Annotated in this window: 18 protein-coding genes; 8 read left to right on the forward strand and 10 right to left on the reverse strand. The window is 73.6% G+C overall.

What is annotated here, in order from left to right:
• Window positions 1-69 precede the first annotated feature (69 nt).
• A complete protein-coding gene (locus BM385_RS00400) occupies window positions 70-483 on the reverse strand; it encodes an ATP-binding protein (protein WP_019431624.1) in 414 nt (137 codons plus the stop codon).
• A 187-nt stretch (window positions 484-670) separates the two neighbouring features.
• Window positions 671-1,036: an STAS domain-containing protein gene (locus BM385_RS00405; RefSeq protein ID WP_026047060.1), complete on the reverse strand. Its 366-nt coding sequence runs from the start codon at window positions 1,034-1,036 to the stop codon at window positions 671-673.
• A gap of 295 nt (window positions 1,037-1,331) precedes the next feature.
• Here BM385_RS00405 and BM385_RS00410 point away from each other — a divergent pair, with 295 nt between their 5' ends.
• On the forward strand, window positions 1,332-1,874 hold the full coding sequence (locus tag BM385_RS00410; RefSeq protein WP_051130992.1) for a sigma factor: 543 nt from the start codon (window positions 1,332-1,334) through the stop codon (window positions 1,872-1,874).
• A complete protein-coding gene (locus tag BM385_RS00415; protein WP_093841838.1) occupies window positions 1,871-3,286 on the forward strand; it encodes an MDMPI N domain containing protein in 1,416 nt (471 codons plus the stop codon). The genes BM385_RS00410 and BM385_RS00415 overlap by 4 nt, the downstream gene beginning before the upstream one ends.
• A gap of 99 nt (window positions 3,287-3,385) precedes the next feature.
• Here BM385_RS00415 and BM385_RS00420 read toward each other — a convergent pair whose 3' ends face one another.
• On the reverse strand, window positions 3,386-3,952 hold the full coding sequence (locus BM385_RS00420) for a TetR/AcrR family transcriptional regulator (protein ID WP_093841839.1): 567 nt from the start codon (window positions 3,950-3,952) through the stop codon (window positions 3,386-3,388).
• A 145-nt stretch (window positions 3,953-4,097) separates the two neighbouring features.
• On the opposite strand from BM385_RS00420, the gene BM385_RS00425 reads away from it, so the two are divergent.
• A complete protein-coding gene (locus BM385_RS00425; RefSeq protein WP_093841840.1) occupies window positions 4,098-4,523 on the forward strand; it encodes a DoxX family protein in 426 nt (141 codons plus the stop codon).
• 93 nt (window positions 4,524-4,616) lie between these two features.
• Here the strand turns inward: BM385_RS00425 and purU are convergent, their stop codons facing one another.
• Together purU and BM385_RS00435 are read right to left on the reverse strand one after the other, a co-directional pair.
• Window positions 4,617-5,516 carry a formyltetrahydrofolate deformylase gene (gene purU / locus BM385_RS00430; protein ID WP_019431630.1) on the reverse strand — a complete coding sequence of 300 codons (900 nt, stop codon included), beginning with the start codon at window positions 5,514-5,516 and terminating at the stop codon, window positions 4,617-4,619.
• A 44-nt stretch (window positions 5,517-5,560) separates the two neighbouring features.
• Complete coding sequence (locus BM385_RS00435; protein WP_019431631.1) at window positions 5,561-6,007, reverse strand: SCO4402 family protein; 447 nt, start codon at window positions 6,005-6,007, stop codon at window positions 5,561-5,563.
• 192 nt (window positions 6,008-6,199) lie between these two features.
• Here BM385_RS00435 and BM385_RS00440 point away from each other — a divergent pair, with 192 nt between their 5' ends.
• Both BM385_RS00440 and BM385_RS00445 read left to right on the forward strand, forming a co-directional pair.
• Window positions 6,200-7,747: an MFS transporter gene (locus BM385_RS00440; protein ID WP_019431632.1), complete on the forward strand. Its 1,548-nt coding sequence runs from the start codon at window positions 6,200-6,202 to the stop codon at window positions 7,745-7,747.
• A gap of 7 nt (window positions 7,748-7,754) precedes the next feature.
• Complete coding sequence (locus BM385_RS00445) at window positions 7,755-8,324, forward strand: TetR/AcrR family transcriptional regulator (protein ID WP_019431633.1); 570 nt, start codon at window positions 7,755-7,757, stop codon at window positions 8,322-8,324.
• Between the two features lie 34 nt (window positions 8,325-8,358).
• Here BM385_RS00445 and BM385_RS26935 read toward each other — a convergent pair whose 3' ends face one another.
• From BM385_RS26935 to BM385_RS00455, 3 genes are all read right to left on the reverse strand, one after another.
• Entirely contained in the window at window positions 8,359-9,891 is a 1,533-nt protein-coding gene (locus BM385_RS26935) for a hypothetical protein (RefSeq protein WP_019431634.1), read from the reverse strand.
• Window positions 9,892-10,050: 159 nt separating this feature from the next.
• Complete coding sequence (locus tag BM385_RS26940) at window positions 10,051-10,209, reverse strand: hypothetical protein (RefSeq protein WP_175542884.1); 159 nt, start codon at window positions 10,207-10,209, stop codon at window positions 10,051-10,053.
• A 14-nt stretch (window positions 10,210-10,223) separates the two neighbouring features.
• Window positions 10,224-11,660, reverse strand: a complete 1,437-nt coding sequence (locus BM385_RS00455; protein WP_093841841.1) for an NsdA family TPR-like regulatory protein — start codon at window positions 11,658-11,660, stop codon at window positions 10,224-10,226.
• 181 nt (window positions 11,661-11,841) lie between these two features.
• On the opposite strand from BM385_RS00455, the gene BM385_RS00460 reads away from it, so the two are divergent.
• The 3 genes from BM385_RS00460 to BM385_RS00470 all read left to right on the forward strand — a co-directional run bounded on the left by BM385_RS00460 (window position 11,842) and on the right by BM385_RS00470 (window position 15,046).
• Window positions 11,842-12,516, forward strand: a complete 675-nt coding sequence (locus BM385_RS00460) for a bifunctional DNA primase/polymerase (RefSeq protein ID WP_019431636.1) — start codon at window positions 11,842-11,844, stop codon at window positions 12,514-12,516.
• Window positions 12,517-12,578: 62 nt separating this feature from the next.
• The gene (locus BM385_RS00465) at window positions 12,579-13,376 is read left to right on the forward strand and encodes an ABC transporter ATP-binding protein (RefSeq protein ID WP_019431637.1); all 798 of its coding nucleotides are present in this window, start codon (window positions 12,579-12,581) and stop codon (window positions 13,374-13,376) included.
• Window positions 13,373-15,046, forward strand: a complete 1,674-nt coding sequence (locus BM385_RS00470; RefSeq protein WP_019431638.1) for a hypothetical protein — start codon at window positions 13,373-13,375, stop codon at window positions 15,044-15,046. The genes BM385_RS00465 and BM385_RS00470 overlap by 4 nt, the downstream gene beginning before the upstream one ends.
• 76 nt (window positions 15,047-15,122) lie before the next feature.
• Here BM385_RS00470 and BM385_RS00475 read toward each other — a convergent pair whose 3' ends face one another.
• Window positions 15,123-15,983 (reverse strand): hypothetical protein, encoded by an 861-nt coding sequence (locus BM385_RS00475; RefSeq protein WP_019431639.1) that lies wholly within the window; start codon window positions 15,981-15,983, stop codon window positions 15,123-15,125.
• 61 nt (window positions 15,984-16,044) lie between these two features.
• Window positions 16,045-16,923, reverse strand: coding sequence for a hypothetical protein (locus tag BM385_RS00480; protein ID WP_093841842.1), 879 nt, complete (start codon window positions 16,921-16,923; stop codon window positions 16,045-16,047).
• Window positions 16,924-17,062 lie beyond the last annotated feature (139 nt).

The raw sequence follows: 17,062 nt of genomic DNA on the forward strand, positions 1-17,062 counted from the left end.
GACGATCCGGCCACCGCGTGCGCGCCGGACCTGGCCGGATCCGTACGCCCCCGGGTGGCGCGAGCCCGGTCACAGCGCGGCGGGGCAGTCCAGTTCGCACCACACCCGCTTGCCCGCGGGCTCCCGCTGCCAGCCCCAGCGGTCGGCGAGCAGATCGACGAGTTCGAGGCCGCGTCCGCAGGTGTCGTCCGTGTCGGCGCTGCGCGGCCGGGGGGCCAGGGCGCTGCGGTCGGCGACTTCGAGGCGGACCGGGTGCCGGCAGGCTCTCTCGCGCATCACCAGCCGCAGGACGGCGGGGCTGCCGGTGTGCACCACGGCGTTGGTCACCAGTTCGGAGACCAGCAGCGTGAGGGTGTCGACCTGACCCGGTGAGACGCCGGTGCCGGCCAGCCGCTCACGCAGCCAGTGCCGTGCGCGCCGCACCTCCGACGGCTCGGGTCCGACCTCCAGCTGGGTCCGTAGCACCTGCTCCTGTACCTGCACCGTTCACACCATTCCGACCGGCGGACAAACTCGGTGCAGCACAGCATCGTTGAGGGCGAGTCGGGCAACAAGCACTTCCCGCGTATTCCGACGCAAAGGAGTACGGGGTACTGCTTCTGTACGAGACCCGGGCGCTTTTATCGCACACAGGTCCGCACACAGCCGCGCAGATTACCGCGCGGACCGCTCAGGCGGGCAGCGGTTCGGCGGTCGCCGACGCCAGATCCGGATAGCAGTCGAACAGCCGGCGCACGCCGAGCGCGGCCAGCACCCGGTTGACGTGGGAGCCGTCCTCCGCTCCCTGGGCCGGGAGGATCAGCCGCAGCCGTCCGGCGCACGAGCGCATCAGCCGCCGCGCGGCGATCAGCACTCCCACCCCGGAGGAGTCGCAGAACTGCACCTGCGACAGATCGAGTACCACACTGCGCCGCCCATCGGCCACCGCGTCATGGACATGCTGGCGCACCACGGGCGAGGTCACGAGGTCGAGCTCGCCCGCGACCCGCAGCACGGCCCACTCGCCCCGCAGTTCCGCATCCACCGTCAATGTCACGCCCGCGTGCCCTCTCCTTCGATGTTCACCGAGGTCGTCCCCGGTCCTTCCGGGGGCTCTCCCCAGCGCCCTTGCCCACTTTCACGCGTCTCACGCGTCACATTCCACCGTCCGCCGTCCGCCCCCGGTCATCCGGCCATCCGATCCGACCCCGATCCGGCCCGGACATCCGCGTCCTGGAAAGAGCGGGCGCATACTGCCTTTCGGGGGCGCGCGGAAACAGTTCCTCGCACTACATTTGACGTACGCACGGGGTCGGAGGTTGTGCCGGGTGTGAGAACGCTTGGGGGCAGGGATGGCACATGAGACACCGCCACAGTGGGACCGCGACATGCGCCGGCGGCTGGAGAGCGGCGAGGCGGCGGCCCTGGCCGAACTCTACGATCGTTTCGCTTCCCTGGCGTACGGCATAGCCCACCGGGTGCTGACCGACGAGGAGACCACCGGGCGCGTGACCAGGGACGTCTTCGGACGGATCTGGGCCACGCCGCAGAGCTTCGACCCGGACCAGGGGCCCATGCGGTCCTGGATCGCCGGCGAGGCGCACCGGCTCGCCGTGGCCCGGCTGCGCCGCCGGGAGGGGACGGCGGCAGGATCGGCCGAGCGCATCCGCACCGCGTCCACCGCCGCCCGCGCCGACTACATCGTCACGGCCATGCCGGCCCCGCTGCGCGAGGCGCTGGAGCTGGCCAGGGGCGGGCGCACCGACTACCGCGAGGTCGCGCGGGAGCTGGGCATCACGGACGCCGAGGCGCGGCGCAGACTGCGGCTGGGGTTGCAGTTGCTGGCCTCGGCGACTACCTATCCCGATGACGTACGACGGGAGCAGCGCGTATGACGGCCGCGCGGCCGGGAAGCCGGGAGCCCGGCGATCAGGAGCAGCCGGGCGGCGGGGCGGGCGCCGCCGGGGCGCCCCGGGTTCCGGCACCGCGCGGCGGGCGGGCGCCGGGGCCGGCGGCCCCCGGTCCCGGTACGGTTCCCGCCGTGCGCCGGGGCACGGCACCGCGGCAGCGCACCGGGCGGGAGCGCACCGGCGGACGTCCCGGCGCGGCACCGGGTCCGGAGGGAGACGGGCGGCTGACCCATCAGGAGCTGATGTCGCTGCTGGGCGTGTGGGCGCTGGACGCCTGTTCCGTCCAGGAGGCGGCCTGTGTGGAGGCGCATCTGAACGACTGCGCCCGGTGCGCCGACGAGGCGCTGCGGCTGCGGGACGCGGTGACCCTGCTGGGGCCGCCGCGCAGCCTGGACCTGGATCCGCAGTTGCGGCACGGGGTGCTGGAGAGCGCTCTCGCCCGCCGGCCGGCGGTGCGGCCGGTGCCGGGCTGGGCGGCGCCGTACGACGCGGAGGCCGCGCGGCTCGACGCGCTGCTGCACGACATCAACGCGGACGAGTGGGACATCCCGGTGCGGGTGCGGTGGTTCGCGGGCGAGGAACGGGCCGGGCGGTCGCTCACCGTGGCGCAGGTGCTGGATCATCTGGTGGCGATGGACGGGCTGCTGGCCCGGGCGGTCGGGCTGCCCGATCCGCTCGGCGCGGACGCGCCGGCCGATCCGCTGGAGCGTACCGAGACCCGGTGGCGGCTGGTGACCGCGGCCGGCGGGGACAGCGGGCCGGCCCGGCTGGTGGCGGCGCGGGCCTGGGAGGAGTGGCGCGAGCAGAGCCGGGAGCTGGTGCGGACGGCCGCGCGGCGCGGTGGCCGTACCGGGGAGGAGATGCTGCCGGTGTCCGTCTGCGATCCGGGGATCTTCCCGGGGCTCGGGGCGGCGGCCGGGCCGCGGATACCGCTGTCGGACGCCTATCTGAACCGGGCGTTCGCGTGCTGGACGCACGCCGGGGACATCGCGGACGCGGTGGACTATCCGTACGAGGCGCCGCTGGGCGCGCATCTGCGGCTGCTGGTGGATCTCACGGCGCGCCGGCTGCCGGGGTCGATCGCGGGGCGGCGCCGGGCCGGTCTGGCGACGACCCGGGCGCGGCTGACGACGGCGGGTGCGCCGGGCCGTACCGTCCATCTGGAGATCGAGGGCGCGGGCGGCGGGGACTACTGGATTCCGCTGGACTCGCCGACGGCCGCGGTGACGCGGGTGGCGGCGCGGGACGCGGTGGCCCAGGTGGCACTGGCGGATGTGGAGTTCTGCCGGCTGGCGGCGGGGCGTCAGTCCCCGGCCGAGGCGGCGGTGGCCGGGCAGGGCGACCAGGCGGCGATCAGTGATGTGCTGAGCGCGCTGACCGCGCTGTCGCGGCTCTGAGCCCGGGGCGCGCGGATCGCGGCGCGGGCCGGGCGGCGTTGATCCGGGGCGCGCCCGGCCTCCGGTGCGGGCCGGGCGGCGCGGCGTCGTCCGGCCGCGTCAGCCCCGGGCCGAGGCGAGGACGCGGTCGACGAGGTCTTCGATGAACTCCGGTGTGGCCGGGGATGCCTGCATGGCGACGCGGACCAGTACGCCGCCGGTGAGCAGGGCCACGCACGGCTCGACCGCCTCCTCGGGCAGATGTGTACCGAGGATGGCCTCCAGCGGGCCCGCCCCCTCGGCGTAGAGCTGTCCGCGCATCTCGTCGACGGCGGGGTCGCTCCCGGCGCGTTCGAAGACTCCGCCGAGCACCCGGGCCAGATGCCCCCGGGACAGGTCGTCGGCGAAGTCCAGCAGTGCGGTGATCAGATCGGCGCGCAGGTCGCCGGTCGGCCGGGGATGCTCGGAGGTGCCGCAGATCTGCCCGACGGACGCCCGTACCAGGTCCAGGCGGGTGGGCCAGTGCGCGTAGACGGTCGCTTTGGAGTAGCCCGCGCGGCGGGCGACCTCGGCATGGGTGACCGCCGCCCAGCCCTCGGACGTGAACAGTTCCGTGGCGGCGTCGACGACATCGCGGCGGGTGCGCTGGACCCGGGGGTCGACAGGGCCTTCCTCGGTCATCCCCATGGCGGCCACCCTACCCGAGACGCCGACCCGCCATAGGGCTACTTATGTCATCGTTCACTTCTGGACAGCTTGTTCAGTACTGATCCAGCGGTTACCTTGTGACCCCCGCGATCAATCAGTTGACCGCCGACCGGAGAAGGACACGATGACCACACCCCCGCACCCCCGGACGGACCACTCCCCCAGGGCCCTGACCCTCGGCCTGTGGAGCGCACAGGGACTCCTCGCCGCGATCCTGGTCGGCGGCGGCCTCTGGAAGCTGGCCGCGCCCCTCGACCAGGTCGCGGAGGCGTTCGCGTGGGCGGGAGAGCTGCCGGGTCTGCTCCGGGCCTCCGCGGGCTTCGACATCCTGGGCGGGCTCGGCGTCCTGCTGCCCTCGGTCACCCGCGTCCGGCCCCAGCTGGCCGTCCTGGCGGCCCTCGGCGTGGTCGCCCTCATGGGCTCCGCGATCGTCTTCCACCTCGCACGGGGCGAGGGAGCCGACACCGGCTTCAACGCCGTACTCACCGCACTCGCGCTCTTCGTCGCGTGGGGCCGCCACCGCAAGGCCCCGATAGCGCCCCGGCCATGACCCGGAGGCGCGGCCGGCCCGGACGCACCGCGCCCCCGGTCCGCCCGGGCGGGCGGAGCGGGGGCGCGGAGGGGACGAGCCGGGCGACAGCTGCTAGTCGAAGACGACGGTGCGGGTGCCGTTGAGGAGGACGCGGTGCTCGCTGTGCCACTGCACGGCGCGAGCCAGGGCCTGGCACTCCACGTCGCGGCCGATGGCCACCAGCTGCTGCGGGGTGACACCGTGGCCGACCCGGGCGACCTCCTGCTCGATGATGGGGCCCTCGTCGAGTTCGGCGGTGACGTAGTGGGCGGTGGCGCCGATGAGCTTCACGCCCCGGGCGTGCGCCTGGTGGTAGGGCTTGGCGCCCTTGAAGCTCGGCAGGAAGGAGTGGTGGATGTTGATGATCCGCCCCTCCAGCTTCTTGCACAGGTCGTCGGAGATGACCTGCATGTAGCGGGCGAGCACCACCAGTTCGACGCCCTCCTCCTCGACGATCCGCAGCACCCGCGCCTCCGCCTCGGCCTTGGTGTCGGCGGTGACGGGGATGTGGTGGAAGGGGACGCCGTAGGAGGCGGCCAGCTCGGCGAAGTCGGTGTGGTTGGAGACCACGGCGGCGATCTCGACCGGGAGGGCGCCGATGCGGGTGCGGAAGAGCAGGTCGTTCAGGCAGTGGCCGAACTTGCTGACCATCAGGACGATACGCGTCTTCTGGTCGGCGCGGTGCAGTTGCCAGTCCATCTGGAACGAGTCGCCGATGGCGGCGAAGGAGGCGCGCAGCTTCTCCGTGGCGTCGGTGCCGGAACCGGTACCGGCGCCGGCGCCCTCGGCGGTGAAGTGCACCCGCATGAAGAAGAGGCCGGTGTCGCGGTCACCGAACTGCTGGCTGTCCTCGATGTTGCAGCCGGTCATGAAGAGATAGCTCGACACGGCGTGCACGATGCCCGGTTTGTCCGGGCAGGAGAGGGTCAGCACATACTGATCGGGAGCGGCGGCGGAAGCGGCGGCGTTCATACTGCCCAAGCGTGGCACATCCCGGGCCCCGCCCAGGACGCCGTTCAGACCGTGGTCACCGTCGCGGCCAGTTCGTCCAGGCTGGTCGGCGGCGCGTCCGGATTGTCGCCGTCGGCGAGGGCCAGCCGGACGTGCGCCTCCCGGGCCGCCCGTACCGCCTCGGGCCAGCCGTGGTGCTGGAGGTACGCGGCCACCGGGGCGTCCGCGCCCACCTGGTGCATGATGCGCAGCACCCGCAGCACCGCCACGTCGACCAGCGCCGCCTCCTGCGTGTCCCGGAAGACGGTGCCGATGTACTTCTCGGCCGACCAGTTGTCCAGCCAGGTGTCCTCGACCAGCCGGTAGACGGCGTCGGTCACGTCCCCGTAGCCGGGCAGGCCGGGCAGCCAGCACTCCTGGTGGAACACCGGGTCCGAGAGCATGTGCAGCGCCGAGCGCACATTGGCGCGCCAACGCCACCAGGGCATGTCGTTGAGCGGCATGCCGCCCATGGTGAAGGAACGACGGGGGCGACGGGAAGGGCTTTCGGCAGCAGACACAGAAGAGATCGTATGTTTTTCCGCCCCCCGGATGCAGCCGGGCCGGACGTGCCCGACGCCACCCCCTCCGCTTCGCCCGCCATGATTTGAACCATGGTACAAGTAGTACGTGCGTTCAACTACTGATGGCGAGGTGTGACGAGCATGGGACAGCCAGCGCGTGCCGGGCGGCGCGAGTGGATCGGTCTCGCGCTGCTGGCGCTGCCGACCGTGCTGCTGGGGCTCGATGTGACGGCGCTCTACCTCGTCGTGCCGAGCCTGGCCGCCGACCTGGACCCGACCGCGACCGAGATGCTGTGGATCATGGACGCCTACGGCTTCTTCATCGCGGGCTTCCTGATCACGATGGGCACGCTGGGCGACCGGATCGGACGGCGCCGGCTGCTGATGATCGGAATGGCGGCCTTCGGCGCGGCCTCGGTCTTCGCGGCCTTCGCCCCCAGCGCCCTGTGGCTGATCGTGGCGCGGGCCCTGCTCGGGGTGGCCGGCGCGACACTCATGCCCTCGACGCTGTCCCTGATCAGCAACATGTTCCCCCACCCCCGGCAGCGGGCGCTGGCGATCGGCGTGTGGGCGACGATGTTCGCCCTGGGGATGGCCGCCGGCCCGGTCGTGGGCGGAGCACTGGTCGCCGGCTTCTGGTGGGGCGCGGTCTTCCTCGTCGCCGTACCGGTCGCGCTGCTGGTACTGGCCGCCGCGCCGGCGCTGCTGCCGGAGTACCGGACGCCCGCCGGCCGTCTCGACCTGCCGAGCGTCGGACTGTCCCTCGCGGCGCTGCTGCCGGCCGTCTACGCGATCAAGCACGCCGCCGCCCACGGCATCGACCTCCAGGCAGCCGCCGCCCTCCTCGTCGGTGGCGGCGCCGCGGTCGCGTTCGTCCGGCGCCAGCTGCGGCTGAGCGAACCGCTGCTGGACATCACGCTCTTCGGCAACCGGGCCTTCTCCGCGGCGCTGTCCGTCATGCTGATCGGCCTGGCCGGTTTCGGCGGGGCGATGTTCCTGGTCACCCAGTACCTGCAACTCGTCGAGGACCTCTCGCCGACGACGGCCGGGCTGTGGATGGGCCCGCCCGCACTGGCCATGCTCGCCGGAGCCGTCGGAGCCCCGCTCCTGGCCGCCCGCGTGGCACCCGGCGTCATCATGTCGGCCACCCTGGCGCTCTCCCTGTCCGGCTACGTCCTGCTCGCCCTCGCCGGCACCGGCAGCAAGCTGAGCGTGGTCACCGGCTTCGCCTTCGTCTACCTCGGACTCGGGGTCATCGCCGCGCTCGGTACCGACATCGTCGTGGGGGCGGCACCGGCCGAGAAGTCCGGATCAGCCGCCGCGCTCTCCGAGACCGTGCAGGAACTCGGCATCGCGGCAGGCGTCGCCCTCCTCGGAAGCCTCACCACCGCGATCTACCGGAGCCGGGCCGAGCCCCCGCCCGGGCTGTCCGCCTCCGCGGCCGACACCTACGGCGATAGTCTCTCCGGAGCCTCCTCCCTGGCGCACCGGCTGCCGGCCGGGGCGCTCGACGACGCACGCGCCGCGTTCACCAGCGGACTCAACACCGCCGCCGTGGTGGCCGGCATCGCCGTCCTGGCCGCCACCTCGGTCTGCTTCGCGACGCTGCGCCATCTGCGGCCCCTGGACGACGCCGGCCGTGAGGCGGAGCCGGTAGCCTCGACGGCCAGGAGCGGCGACGACGGGTGAGCGGGAGATGGCGGCGGAACACGACACGGTCGACGGGCGCACCCTGCGCGGGCAGCGCCGCCGGGCGCAGATCATCGAGGCGACGCTCGCGGTCGTCCGCCGCGACGGCGCCGCCGGGGTCACCCACCGCACCGTCGCCAAAGAGGCGGGGATCACCACCAGTCTGACCCTGTACTACTTCGCCACCCTGGACGACCTGCTGGTCGCCGCCCTGACCAGCGTCACGGACGAGTACACCCACCGCATCCGCCGGCTCATCGAGTCCGAGGACGAGCCACTCGACGGTCTCGCCCGGCTCATCGCCGAGTCCGCCGGCCCGGGCCGGGAGCGGGCGCTCGCCGAGCGGGAGCTGTCGACCCTGGCGGCCCGCCGGCCCGCCCTGCGCCCCGCCGCGCGGCGCTGGCGCGAGAGCGTCGCGGAACTCGCCAGGACACAGACCGACGACCCCGACGCGGTCGAAGCCGTCGTCGCCCTGTCCGACGGCCTGTGCGCGGCCATCCTCCTCAACGACGAGGGGGCCGACCCCGGCCACATCCGCGCCGTCCTCGGGCGAGCGCTGCGGGGGACCCGGCCGTAGCCCGCCGCTGTCACCGGCTCCCCCGGGGCATCTCCTAGAGCTGCGTCGCGTCCCGGGTGGGCAGCCCGTACTGGCCCGCCACCGGGTTCCACAGCCCGGACGCCCGCTCCTTCGCGGAGGTGGCCTTGCCGCTGGCCTGCTCGGCCTGCGAGGCGTTGTCGGTGTGACGCGGCTCGCCGCCCCGGCACATCCGGCGGTTGCCCTTCAGCTCCTCGGCCCAGGCCGCGTACGCGTAGTCGGCGTCGGCGGACGCCTGCCACGCCTCGCGCAGCGCGTCGGACAGCGGCTGGTGGTCGGGGAGCCGGTCGATGGTCAGCTCGTCCAGCCGGGTGATGAGGCCGTTTCGCTGTTCACCGGCGGCCCGCAGGTCCTCGGCGGCCTCGCCGAGCTTGTCGCAGGACTTGATGTGGTCGACGGCGGCGATGACGGACTCGCGGCTCTCGCTGCTGTCGGCGAGCAGGCCGGACAGCTGCTCGGCCTGCGCGCGAGCGAGCGTCTCGGGGTCCTCCTGGTCGGCGGGGGCCTCGCCGCCGGCGCCGCCCTCGGCCTCCGGGCGGCCGTCCACCGTCCCGCCGCTCTCCTCCTGCTGCTGTTCCAGGAAGCCGGGCCCCTCGCTGTCGTCCGAGCCGCCGCCGGAGCTGAGCAGCGCGCCGGCCGCGAGGCCGACGACCGCGCAGCCGATCACCACGGCCGCGATGAGCACGGCGGGCGAGTTGCGCGCCGAGGGGCTGGAGGACGCGGCCCGCCGGGCGGCGGCGCGGCCGCCCGGCTGCGGTCCGGCCCCCGCGTGGGAGCCGGAGCGGCCCGCGCGCGGCGGGGGCGGCCCGGGCAGGTCGGTGATCGGCGGCAGCATCTGGGTGGCCCCGAGGTCCGCGGCGGGTGCCGGGTCGGCGGCGGGCGGTCGGCCGTGCCGCCCTCCGCGGCCGGCGGGCGGGGCGACGGTGCGCAGCCGGGTGGTGGACTCCACGTCCTTGATCGGCGGTATGAGCTGGGTGGCGCCCTCGGAGTCCACCGCGCCCTGCGGCAGCCGGCGCAGCTGGGCCGTCGAGTGGTCCACGCCCACCGGCGGGATCAGCTGGGTGGCGGCGGCGTGGTCGTCGTCGGCGGGGATGGGCTGGATCAGCTGGGTGGCCGCCTCGTGGTGCGGTGCGGGCGGGGCGCCCGCCCCGATCTGCGGCACGATCTGGGTCGCGGGGTGGTCGTCCGTGATCGGCGGGATCAGCTGGGTGGCGGCCTCGTCGGGACGGGCCGGCGGGGTGCTCGGCATGGGGGGCGTGGCCTGCTGCGGCAGCGCGTGCCGGCCGCCCTGCTGCGGCGGCGCGGTGGCCTGCGGCGGCTCGTGCTGCGGGTACGGCTGGTGCTGCTGGTGCTGCTGGTGGCCGGTCTCCTGGCCGGTCTGCCGGCCGGTCACCGGGTTGCGCTGCTCGGGCCCCCACGGCTGTCCCCAGGGCTGCCCCACGGTCGGTGCCGTCACGGTCTCCGCACCCGCGTCGTCCCACGGCTGACGGTGCGAGGGCAGCACCACGCCCTCACGGGCTTCATCGTCCCGACCGTTGCGGCTGGTCACCTAGGAACTCCTGTTCGCTGAACGCCGATCGCCGGTCACGCTACCGGGTCCCGGGCGCCGCTCACCACGCGTCCGCCCCCGGCACCGCTCGGTTTGAGAAACCCGGGGGGTGATGAACCCCACGGAACCGCGCGGCGGGGGGCGGACGGGCCGGGCGGGTCAGCGGCGGTACAGCTCCAGCTCACTCAGCTGACCGGCCCCCCGGCCCGAGTTGGCGGTGGATTCCAGCTGGACGTACCGGGCCCGGGCGCCGTCGGGGAACGGCTGCTCGGCGCGGTCGCCGGCGGCCGGGTCGAAGGCGCACGGGGCCAGAGCCACGGCTCCGGCCCCGGTCAGCCGGCCAGATCCCAGCGCAGCGTGAAGTCCCGCACCTTCGGGTCGTGCTGATGCGCGTCCAGCCGGGTGCGGAAGTCCTCGAAGTACCCGGCGCCCCGGCCCGAACGCAGCGTCGAGAGCGTCGTCACCGCCTGGTCCGCCGTCGCACAGGCCGCCTCCAGCTCCCCCTCCTGCAAGTGGCCCGTCGCCAGCAGCACCAGACCGATCGCCCGCCGCCGCGCCCGGCTCTCCGGATGCGCGGCCAGCGCCTGCGTGGCCCGCTCCCGCAGCCGGTCGCCCTGCCCCAGATCCCGGTGGCAGTGCGCCAGTTCGTCCGCCAGATAGGCGGTGTCGAAGTGCCGGATCCACTGCGGGTCATCGGCCGGGTCCCCGGCCCGCTCCAGCGCGCTCTCCGCCTGCACGGCCGCCCGCCGGCTGGCGGCGGCGTCGCCGAGCTGCGCGTGCCCGCGCGCCTCGGCCGCCAGGAACATCGACTCCGCCCGCGCCCCGCACCGGCCCCTGGTGCCCTCCTGAGCCGCCCGCGCCAGCTGGATCACCTCGCGCGGATTGCCCAGTTCGGCCGCGAGATGGCTCATCCCGGCCGCCAGCACATAGCCGCCGAAGCCCCGGTCCCCGGCCGCCTGCGAGAGCCGCAGCGCCTGGATGTAGTACCGCTGGGCCAGCCCCGGCAGCCCGCTGTCCACCGCCATGTAGCCGGCCAGCTCCGTCAGCCGGGCCGCCGCGCCGAAGAGTTCACGGCCCACCGACTCCCGGTAGGAGCCGGCCAGCAGACCGGCCACCACACTGTTCAGGTAGTGCACCACCACCGGCCGCACATGCCCCGCGCCCCAGCGCCGGTCGAGATCCACCAGCGCGGTCGTGGTCGCGGCCACCGCCGCCACGTCCGAGGTACCCACCCGCGGGCCGCTCGCCCGCGCCACCTCCGGGTCCGCCGGGGTGATCAGCCAGTCCCGGCTCGGCTCCACCAGCGCGGCCGGCGCCACATGCGCCCCGCCCGCCCCGTACGCCCCGCCGGCCCCGCCCGCGCCGGCGCTCTCGCGCCGTGCCACGTCCGAGCGCCACAGCTCGGCGGCCTGCTCCACACCCTCCGCGAGCCCGGTCGCGAAGTGCAGCCCGACCGCCGAGGCGAGCTGCCGGGCCGTACCCATGCCGATCTCGTCGACGGTCACCGTCCGGCCCAGCTTGCGGCCCAGCGCCTCGGCGATGATGTCCGGGGCCCGGCCGCGCGGCTGCTGGCCTCTGATCCAGCGCGCCACCGACGTCTTGTCGTAACGGAAATCGAGGCCGCGCTCGGCGGCACACACATTGACCCGCCGGGCCAACCCCGCGTTGGAGCACCCCGCTTCGCGGATCAGCGACAGCAGACGCTCGTTCGGCTGCCGGGAATGGGGCAACCCGGGGGTCAGTCCGGGGGACACTGTTCTGGCAGTCATGACGTGGCTCCCTCGCTGGCCTGCACCCTGCACCAGGGAAGATCAATGCCCGGCCCCCGCCGGGTCCATCCCGTACGCCCCCACAGATGCTCCGATGCGCCCCACATGCGGACGGCATCCACCACGCAGGGTCGCCGACCGGACACGGCAGGCCCGTTACCCCCTGTGGAGAAGGTAAGTTGTGATCAACGTGGAAGAGAAGATCAGCGTTACTTCAGCCCCCGGCGTTCCGCAGCAGCGCAGCGGCTCGATGCTGGATCACGCGGTCCAGTACGCGGACGAGCGGCACTGGGACGTCCTGCCGGGCACCTGGCTCGAATACACCGACGGTGTCACGCGCTGCTCGTGCGACCTGGACGCCTGTGATGCGCCGGGGGCGCATGCGACGCGCCCCAACTGGGTGGGGCACGCCACCGGTAGCGCCACCTCCGCCCGCCGCATGTGGGCCAAGGAGCCCCGGGCGTCGGTGCTGCTGCCCACCGGCCGCACCTTCGACGTCCTGGAGGTGTCCGAGGCAGCCGGCTGTCTGGCGCTCGCCCGCATGGAACGGATGGGCACCGGGCTCGGCCCGGTGGCCGCCACCCCGCTGGGCCGCATGTACTTCTTCGTGCTGCCGGGCGGCGCCGCGAAGGTACCCGACCTGGTACGGCAGCAGGGCTGGTCGCCCGAGCTGATCGACCTGGTGGTGCGCGGCGAGGGCACGTACGTACCGGCGCCGCCGACCCGGATCGGCACCCGCGGCTCGGTGCACTGGGTCCGCCGGCCGACCGAGGCCAACCGCTGGCTGCCGGACGTGGACGAGCTGACCCCGCACCTCGCCTACGCCTGCGGGCAGGAGCGCCGCAACCGGCTCTGACCTGCGGTTGCACCGGGGCACCACGGGGGCGGGCCGTTTACCCGCCCCTTAGGGTGGGGTTCATGACAGAAACGGGGAATCAGGACCGGCCCGCGGTCCGGGTCACAGGGCTGTGGAAGACCTTCGGGGAACAGGTCGCGGTCTCGGGGATCGATCTCGACCTGCCCGCGGGGCGGTTCATCGGGCTGGTGGGCCCGAACGGAGCGGGGAAGACCACCACGCTCTCCATGATCACCGGGCTGCTGCGGCCCGACGCGGGCACCGTGGAGATCGCCGGTCGCGAGGTGTGGCAGGACCCGGTGGACGTCAAGTCCAGGATCGGCGTCCTGCCCGAAGGGCTGCGGCTCTTCGAACGGCTCACCGGCCGCGAACTGCTCAGCTACCTCGGCCGGCTGCGCGGCATACCCGCCGCCGAGGTCGAGCGGCGGGCCGACCAGCTGTTGGACGTCCTCGATCTGCTCGGCGCGCAGAACAAGCTGATCGTCGACTACTCCACCGGTATGCGGAAGAAGATCGGCCTCGCGGCGGCCCTGCTGCACAACCCCGAAGTGCTCTTCCTGGACGAGCCGTTCGAGGGCGTCGACCCGGTCTCCGCCCAGAACATCCGCGGCGTGCTGGAGCGCTACACCGCCTCCGGCGCCACCGTGATCTTCTCCAGCCATGTGATGGAGCTGGTGGAGTCGCTGTGCGACTGGGTGGCCGTCATGGCGACCGGCCGGATCCGCGCGCACGGCCCGCTGGCCGAGGTACGGGGCGAGGCCGACTCGCTCCAGCACGCCTTCCTGGAGCTGGTGGGCGCCGGGGCCGGGGCGGGCCCGGACGACCGGCTGGACTGGCTGGGCGGGGACCGCGACCGATGAGCACCCTCACCGAGCCGGGTGCGGCACCGGCGACCGCTCCCGCACCGCGCGGCACGTACGGCGACACCGCCGTCATCACCGCCACGTTCGTCCGGCTCAAGCTGGCGCTGATGCGCAACGGCCTGCGGCAGACCACCGGACGCAAGGCCGGCTTCATCTCCTCCGCCGTGCTGGGCGCCCTGTTCGGCGCGCTCGGCATGGCCGGGCTGCTGGCGCTGGGCGGCAGCCGCCACATGGCGGCGCTCGGCACCGTCCTGGTCGCGCTGATCGCGCTGTTCTGGGCGTTCGTGCCGGTGTTCCTGGGCGCCGTGGACGAGACCCTCGACCCCGCGCGGCTGGCGATGCTGCCGCTGCGCCCCCGGTCCCTGATGACCGCGCAGCTGGTGGCGTCGGTGGTGGGCGTCGGCCCGATCTTCACCACGCTGCTGGTGGCGGGCGCCGCGCTCGGCACGGCACGCGGCGCCGGCGGGTACGCGGTGGCGGTGGTGGCGATCGTCCTGACCGTGCTGACCTGCACCGTCCTCTCGCGCGCCGTCGCCACCGCCAACGCGGGCCTGCTGACCAGCCGCAAGGGCCGCGATCTGGCGATCCTGTCCGGCGTGGTGATCGCACTGGGCATCCAGGGCGTCAATCTGGCGGTGCAGAAGCTCGCGGACGGCCGCAACGCCGAGCCGGTGCACACCATGGCCGACGTGGCGCGCTGGCTGCCGCCGGCCACCTCCGTGGAGGCGGTACGGGCGGTCTCGGCCGGTGCGTACGGCGTGGCGGCGGCGGCGCTGGCCGGGACCGTGGCGGCGCTCGGGCTGCTGCTGTGGTGGTGGCAGCGGTCGCTGACCCGGCTGATGACCTCCCGCGACGGTTCCACGGTGCTGGCCGGGGACGGCGGGCAGGAGAGTGAGAAGGAGCGGACGGGCTCCGGCGGGGCGCTCTGGGAGCGGCTGCTGCCGGCCGGCCGGTCCGGGGTGGTGGCGCAGCGGGCGCTGCGCTACGCGTGGCGGGACCCGAAGGCCAAGATGAGCTGGGCGATGGCCATCGGGATGGGCCTGCTGTTCCCGGTCATCTGGGCTTCAACGGGCTCGGCCACCGTGTACCACGCGTGCTGGGGCGCCGGGCTGCTCGGCATGCAGATGTACAACCAGTTCGGCATGGACTACAGCGGCTTCTGGCTCGTCGCGCAGACCATCACCTCGGCCAGGGACGCCTACGCGGAGCTGCGCGGCCGGATGCTGGCGATCGCGCTGGTCGGGGTTCCGTTCACGGTGACGGTGGTGCTGGTGGCGGCCGTGGTCGTGGGCGACTGGGGGCAGTTGCCGGCCGCGCTCGGCATCTCGCTGGCGCTGCTGGGCGCCCTGCTGGGCTGCGGGGCGCTGGCCTCGGTCCTCTTCCCGTACTCGGTGCCGCAGGACAACGCGATGCGGAACGTGGGTGCCGGACAGGTGTCGCTGGTCTGGTACGGCATCGTGGGCGGGCTGGTGGCGAGCGCGCTGCTGTGCGCGCCGCTGATCGCGCTGACGATCTGGCTGCACGCGTCGGCGGCCGGCTGGGCGTGGGTGGTCCTGCCGCTGGGCGCCGGGTACGGCGCGGTGGTGGCCTGGGCCGGGCTGCGGCTGGCGGCGGGGCAGACGGTGGAGCGGCTGCCGGAGATCCTGGCGGCGGTCAGCCGCTCCTGACCGGACGGGCACGGTACGAGCCGCCGCCCCCTGTCCGTACCGGTGCGGTACGGACAGGGGGCGGCGGCCGGCGGTGTCAGACGCTGCCGGGGCCGCCCGCCAGTTCGTCCGCCTCCAGGACGAGCCGGGACGGCGGCTCCACGATCTCCACCGGGGTGTCGAAGTCGCTCAGCGACAGCTCGTTGGCCTTCCCGTTCTCGGTCTGGGCCATGTGCATCAGATAGGGCTCCCCCTCGGTGGCGACCAGCAGGGTGGTCGCCCGGGAGACGCCGCGCCGCGGAACCTCCTCCAGGGTGATCACCGGAACGCCCAGGTGGATGGTCGGCTCGCCCAGAGCGATCTCGTCGGCGCGGATGGTCTCCACGCCGTCGAAGGTGCCGAGGAAGTCCTGGAGGGCGCACAGTTCGCCGACGGCCGCCAGGCTGGGGTGGTCGATGGTGCCGTGCAGGTACATGCCCTCCATGTGCACGGCCTCCGGGCCGGCGAAGTGCTCCCAGAAGGCGGCGTCGGGCTTGTACCAGACCTCCTCGCCCCGCTTGAGCAGTTCGAAGGAGCCCTGTCCGGTCACGCCCATGGTGCCGGTGCAGTCGCCCCGGGTGTCCATCAGCATGTCGATGTCCATGGTGCCGCCGGCGCCCTCGTCGAGGGTGCCGGACAGCCGCATCGAGTCCGCGCCGTTCACCGCTTCCATGGCGCGGACGACGATCTCCTCGGGCGGCAGCGCGGTGATCCCGTTGTCCCCGCCGGCCGCCGGGTCCTCGGCCGGGTCGCCCTCGGCGGCGGCCTCGTCCGCGGCATCGTCCTGTTCAGCGGCGGTGGGCAGCCCGTCCGCGGGCAGGAAGGGCCGGTCGCGGTCGGCGGAGCCGCATCCGGTGAGGACCACCGCCGAGGCGAGGGCCGCCGCCCAGACCGCCGTGCGTGTACCGCGTCCGCTCATGTCCGCCCCGCTCCCCTGTGTTCCCCGTGTGCTTGCGCTCGCACCAGCGGGGACGCGGCGGTCAGACCTGTAGTTCCCCGAAGAGGTCGAAGATCAGTTCGTCCGGCCCGTACACCAGGTCGTCCGGCGGGACCTGGATGTCGACCGGCACGCCGAAGTCGCTGAGCCAGATCTCGGTGACGGCGTCCGCGTCGGCGTCGTCGATCAGCCAGTAGCGCAGGTAGGGGTCGTCCCCCGTCTCCACCAGGGCGCTCATCCACATCTCGGCGTCACCGCCCTCGACGGTGATGACCTCGCTGCCCTCGTGCGTGCTCAGCCCGCCCTTTTCCAGCGGGGAGTCGTTGGTGAGGTCCTCTTCCGGGAGGGACTCCAGGAAGTCCATGACCTCCATGAACTCGTCGGAGCGGCACACCCCGAGGAATTCGTCCTCGTCGGCCTCGTCGGGCCCGACGTGCCGGTACCGTCCCTCCAGTTCCCGGATCTGGTCCTCGAACTCGGGAGCCTCGGCGACCAGGTTCTCCAGCATCTCCTCGTCGGGCTTGAGCCATGCCTGCTCACCGTCGAGGATCAGCTCGAACCCGCCGGTCCCCCGCATCGTGACCGAGCCCGTGCAGCGGCCCGCCTGGTCGTAGTGCACGTCCAGCTCGATCACCCCGTCGGGCCCGTCCTCGGTGTAGACGGCGCGCAGCGATTCTGCGCCGAACGACGTTCCCATCGCGCCGAGCAGGATCTCGTCGGCCGTCCGGTCGAGCAGCGGGACGTCCTCGTCCGGCGTCCCCGCGTCGTCCGGCTCCTCGCGCGCCGCCGCCTCGGACAGGACGACCTCGCCGCCGTCCGGGCGGTCACCGCGCGCTTTGAAGAGAGTGGTCTGCGCGCATCCCGTCAGCAGCACCCCCGCCACCGACGCCGCCAGTGCGGCCCGCCAGCTGTCCCGCTCCATGTGCCCCCCACATGTTCCCCACCATCGAAAAGAGATTCGGCAAGTCTAGTGTTCGATGCGAAGATCCATCGTTCGGGTGAGGGAGGAACAGGGGTAACCGGCCACCGCCGTGGGGAGAGAAGAGGCGAGGACGGGAGGG

Source organism: Streptomyces harbinensis (genome assembly GCF_900116145.1).
Classification (GTDB): domain Bacteria; phylum Actinomycetota; class Actinomycetes; order Streptomycetales; family Streptomycetaceae; genus Streptomyces; species Streptomyces carpaticus.